This window comes from Peribacillus sp. YIM B13482 (genome assembly GCF_042787975.1).
Taxonomy (GTDB): Bacteria; Bacillota; Bacilli; order Bacillales; family DSM-1321; genus Peribacillus; species Peribacillus simplex_A.
Window position 1 is genome coordinate 1 of record NZ_JBHZPF010000113.1, and the last position, 4839, is coordinate 4839.

Below are 4839 nucleotides of genomic sequence, written 5' to 3' on the forward strand. Positions count from 1 at the left end.
AAAAAAGGTAGATTTCCTCAGAATAAACTGAGAAAAACTACCTCTATTGGCCCGAAGGGACTTTTTCAGTGCCCTCTTCATGAATGGGTCTTTTTCGTTTATTCAAATAATATCTAAGGGGCAAATCCTATTCCTGGACCAAAACCACTTCATCATGTCCGCATTCAGAGCATTTCATGAGATGCGGGCATTGGCCTTTTTGAAGGGATTGAGGGTATCCGTCGTTTTCTTTAAGTGTGTCGATATCCATATAAGCACTGTAATCATCAGCGTAATCCATGAATTTCCCTTTATCATCAAGATCACTGCTGCACTCCGGGCAATTTACATGAATTTTTCTTAGACCGTTGCAAAGCGGGCATAAAGACATTGTTTTTCCTCCTGTCCCCGATACTTTTCCATTATTTTAACATATGGGAACACCCTCCCTAAAACCAACGGGAGGGTACTCCTATGCAATTATTTATTAACCATGTCAGCAGGATCTACCCATGCTTTGAATTCAGCTTCCGTCAGGAATTCTAATTTCAACGCCGCTTCTTTTAACGTAGAGTTGTCCTTGAATGCAGTTTTGGCGATCTTGGCTGCTTTTTCATAACCAATATGCGGGTTCAATGCTGTTACCAACATAAGTGAACGGTCTACATTTTCTTTGATTTTATCTTCATTTGCAGTGATGCCAACTGCACAATTAATGTTGAAAGAGTGAATGCCTTCCGTCAATAATTTCACCGTTTGCAGGAAGTTAAAGATGATGACTGGTTTGAATACATTCAGTTCAAAGTTACCTTGGCTTGCTGCAAAGCCAATCGTAGCATCGTTACCCACAATTTGTGTCGCAATCATGGTAAGCGCTTCACTTTGTGTAGGATTGACTTTACCTGGCATGATGGAGCTGCCTGGCTCGTTTTCAGGAATGGCAATTTCGCCGATTCCGCTTCTAGGGCCACTTGCCAGCCATCTGACATCGTTCGCAATTTTCATTAAATCCGCTGCCAATGCTTTCAACGCACCGTGTGCGTAGACGATTTCGTTATGGCTTGTCAATGCATGGAACTTATTATCCGAAGTGACGAAGGGATGTCCTGTATCTGCTGCAATTTGTTTGGCGGAAAGTCCTGGGAATTCTTTTTTTGTATTGATTCCCGTTCCTACAGCCGTTCCGCCTAGGGCCAGGTTCAATAATTTTTGGCTGCTTTCCTGAATCATCGCGAGATCTTTATCGAGCATCGCTTTCCAACCGGAAATTTCTTGTCCCAAAGTCAGTGGTGTTGCATCTTGAAGATGTGTCCGGCCAATTTTCACGACATCCCAAAATTCTTTTTCTTTTGAATCGAAAGTATCACGAAGTGCTTTGATGGCAGGAACCAATTTTTCAGCGACTTCCATAAAGGCTGCAATATGCATGGCGGTCGGGAAAGTATCATTGGAGCTTTGTGCCTTGTTAACATCATCATTCGGGTGAAGGGTTTCGGATTCACCATTTTCTTTTAACCATTCATTCCCTTTGTTAGCGACCACTTCATTCACGTTCATATTACTTTGCGTACCGCTTCCCGTTTGCCAAACTACAAGTGGGAAATGTTCATCAAGCGTACCTTCAAGGATTTCGTCGCAAATCTTAACGATGGCATTCTTTTTAACCTCCGAAAGATCACCAAGATCATAGTTCACCTTTGCCGCAGCTTGTTTAACGTATGCAAATGCACGAACTAATTCAATCGGCATTTTTTCGTTACCGATTTTGAAATTGTTACGGCTTCTCTCCGTTTGTGCACCCCAATATTTATCGGCAGGAACTTTCACTTCACCCATCGTATCTCGTTCGATTCTGTATTCCATGTGTTCTCCTCCTATTGTTTGCACTATTCATCGAAGACCATATGTATATGAAATGAATAATGTCATATTATTCTTTCTCTCTATACATTGTACAAACTTTATTTTTTTAATGCAAAAATAACCGGCCATGCCTCCCCCTTTTTCTTTAAAATCCATTTAATATCGTGTTTATCCCTGGACCCATGAAAATTTTGGATATTCTTTTTAGACACATAAAGTGTTGGCACCGCTAGTCTCCAATTGCCCTATTCATGAAAATCAAAGCATTATCATCCAAAATGTTCTTGACAGTATTTTATATATATAGTAAATTCAAAAGAAATTGAATAATCTAAACTCTTATCGAGAGAGGTAGAGGGAATGGCCCGATGACACCTCAGCAACCTTCATTTGTTTCAAACCAATGAAAAGGTGCTAATTCCACAAGTTTGTGAACTTGGAAGATAAGAAGAATGACTCGTCCCTATTTAATCAAAGTCTTCTTCTTAAAGAAGACTTTTTTTTATTTTATTTAACTAAAAAGGAGCAGTGAAAACTATGTACAAAACTGAAACATATCTTGCTCAATTAGGAAATCGCAGTGAAACGGCGACAGGAACAGTCAATCCGCCAGTATACTTTTCAACAGCTTTTCGCCATGAAGGAATCGGCCAATCGACTGGATTTGATTATACAAGGACAGGTAATCCTACACGCCAACTATTGGAACGATCCATCGCCGATCTGGAAAAAGGCGACCAAGGGTATGCCTGCAGTTCAGGAATGGCAGCCATTTCTACTATACTGGCCTTATTTAAATCAGATGATGCATGGATTGTCAGCGAAGATCTTTATGGCGGTACATATCGTCTGTTGGAACAAGGGTTTAAGAAATGGGGATTGAAGTGCGACTATGTAAACACTTGTTGTTTGGAGGATATTGAAAAAGCCATCACTCCTCACACGAAAGCCATCTTCATCGAAACTCCCACTAACCCTCTTATGCAGCAAACAGACATTAGCGCCGTTGCAGCATTGGCCAAACGATTTAATTTATTGTTAATCGTTGATAACACTTTTTACACGCCTCTTATTCAACAACCCATCCTGCTTGGAGCAGATATTGTGATCCACAGTGCAACCAAGTATCTCGGTGGTCATAATGATGTGCTCGCTGGACTGATCGTTGCTAGCGGCGCTGAATTATGTGATGCACTTGCCTTCCATCATAATGGCATGGGAGCTGTCTTGAGCCCATTTGATTCCTGGCTGTTGATGCGCGGAATGAAAACCCTGGCATTGCGGATGGAACGTCATGAAAAGAATGCCAAGATACTTGTAGATTACTTGTCGGAACATGATTGTGTTACAGATGTATTGTATCCAGGTAGAGGCGGCATGATTTCATTCCGTATCATTGATGAAGCGGCGGTCAACCCATTTTTACAATCACTCTCATTAATTTCGTTTGCAGAAAGCCTTGGAGGGGTTGAAAGCTTCATCACCTATCCTGCTACACAAACACATGCCGATATACCGCTTGAAGTCAGAACGGCGAACGGGGTTTGCAATCGCCTGCTGCGCTTCTCCGTCGGCATTGAAGACAGCGAAGATTTGATCCAGGACTTACAGCAAGCATTCGCACATGTAAAAAGGGAGGCACTACGATGACCACTCATGATTTCAGCTTTGAAACCAAATTACTTCATAATCAACATAAATTCGATCCTGCAACAGGCGGTGTGAGCGTCCCCATTCAGCACGCATCCACTTTCCATCAATCCGATATCGATCAATTCGGCAAATATGATTACAGCAGAAGCGGGAACCCAACTCGCGAAGCACTGGAAGATATCATTGCCGAACTTGAGGAAGGCACTCACGGTTTTGCCTTTTCATCAGGTATGGCAGCCATTTCAACAGCTTTCCTGCTGTTGTCTGCCGGAGACCATATCGTCATTTCCGAAGATGTGTATGGCGGTACGTTCAGGATGGTCACAAACGTTTTGACGCGTTTCAATATTGAGCATACATTCGTTGACATGACGGACCTTGAAAGCATTAAAGCGGCCATTCAGCCAAATACGAGAGCCATATACATCGAAACGCCTTCAAATCCATTACTTAAAGTGACCGATATTAAAGCAGTATGTGATATCGCGAAAAAAGCCGGTGCCTTAAGTTTTGTTGATAATACATTCTTGACCCCAGCATTACAAAAACCACTGAATCTGGGCGCTGATGTTGTCCTTCATAGCGCAACGAAATTTTTATCCGGCCATAGTGATGTGATAGCTGGACTTGCCGTAGTAAAAGATCCGGATTTGGCAGTAAGACTCGGTTCCCTCCAAAACTCCTTTGGAGCGGTTCTTGGTGTACAGGACGCCTGGCTTGTAATGAGAGGTCTGAAAACCTTGTCCGTTAGAATGGAACACTCCCAAAAAGGGGCAGAAAAGATTGCCGCCTACTTAAATGAGCAGCCTTTGGTGAAAAAGGTTTATTATCCTGGCCTGGCCGATCATCCACAGCACGAAATCCAGCAAGGCCAGTCGCTTGGTGCAGGGGCGGTCCTATCATTTGAATTGGAAAGCGAAGAAGTCTTCCGCTCTTTCGTGAACACTGTCGAGCTTCCTGTCTTTGCCGTAAGCCTTGGAGCGGTCGAATCGATTTTATCCTACCCGGCCAAAATGTCCCATGCTGCCATGCCTGCTGATGAAAGGGAAAAGCGAGGCATCACGAACAGCTTGCTCCGCCTCTCTGTCGGACTTGAAAATCCGGACGATTTAATCAAGGATTTCGATGCTGCCCTCGTAAATATTGCAAAAGGGGAAGCAATTGCTGCAAAATGATTAAAGGATGGGTGCCTCATAAATTATGGGCACCCACTTGTTTGCATCATTTTAATTCTTTTTCAACCTATTAATAAATAAAGGCCAACGATTTTGAACTGTGCCCCATTTTACGGACAGTATAAAAAAGTGCCTAAGCAGCTAATAAATGGTCCCGGTATTGTACCGG

4 protein-coding genes and 1 riboswitch are annotated in these 4839 nt (G+C 42.7%); of the genes, 2 read left to right on the forward strand and 2 right to left on the reverse strand.

Going from position 1 to position 4839, the window contains the following annotated elements; translation table 11 throughout:
• Window positions 1–127: 127 nt before the first annotated feature.
• Complete coding sequence (locus ACFX4L_RS24930; RefSeq protein ID WP_089363779.1) at window positions 128–370, reverse strand: hypothetical protein; 243 nt, start codon at window positions 368–370, stop codon at window positions 128–130.
• A gap of 89 nt (window positions 371–459) precedes the next feature.
• Window positions 460–1842, reverse strand: a complete 1383-nt coding sequence (gene fumC, locus ACFX4L_RS24935) for a class II fumarate hydratase (protein WP_377382575.1) — start codon at window positions 1840–1842, stop codon at window positions 460–462.
• A gap of 336 nt (window positions 1843–2178) precedes the next feature.
• A riboswitch (SAM riboswitch) is annotated at window positions 2179–2292 on the forward strand.
• A gap of 87 nt (window positions 2293–2379) precedes the next feature.
• Between fumC and ACFX4L_RS24940 the strand changes: the two genes are divergently transcribed.
• Window positions 2380–3492, forward strand: coding sequence for a methionine biosynthesis PLP-dependent protein (locus tag ACFX4L_RS24940; RefSeq protein WP_061461982.1), 1113 nt, complete (start codon window positions 2380–2382; stop codon window positions 3490–3492).
• The gene (gene metC, locus ACFX4L_RS24945) at window positions 3489–4670 is read left to right on the forward strand and encodes a cystathionine beta-lyase (protein ID WP_284471540.1); all 1182 of its coding nucleotides are present in this window, start codon (window positions 3489–3491) and stop codon (window positions 4668–4670) included. Before ACFX4L_RS24940 ends, metC begins: the two co-directional genes overlap by 4 nt.
• The last annotated feature ends 169 nt before the right edge of the window (window positions 4671–4839 follow it).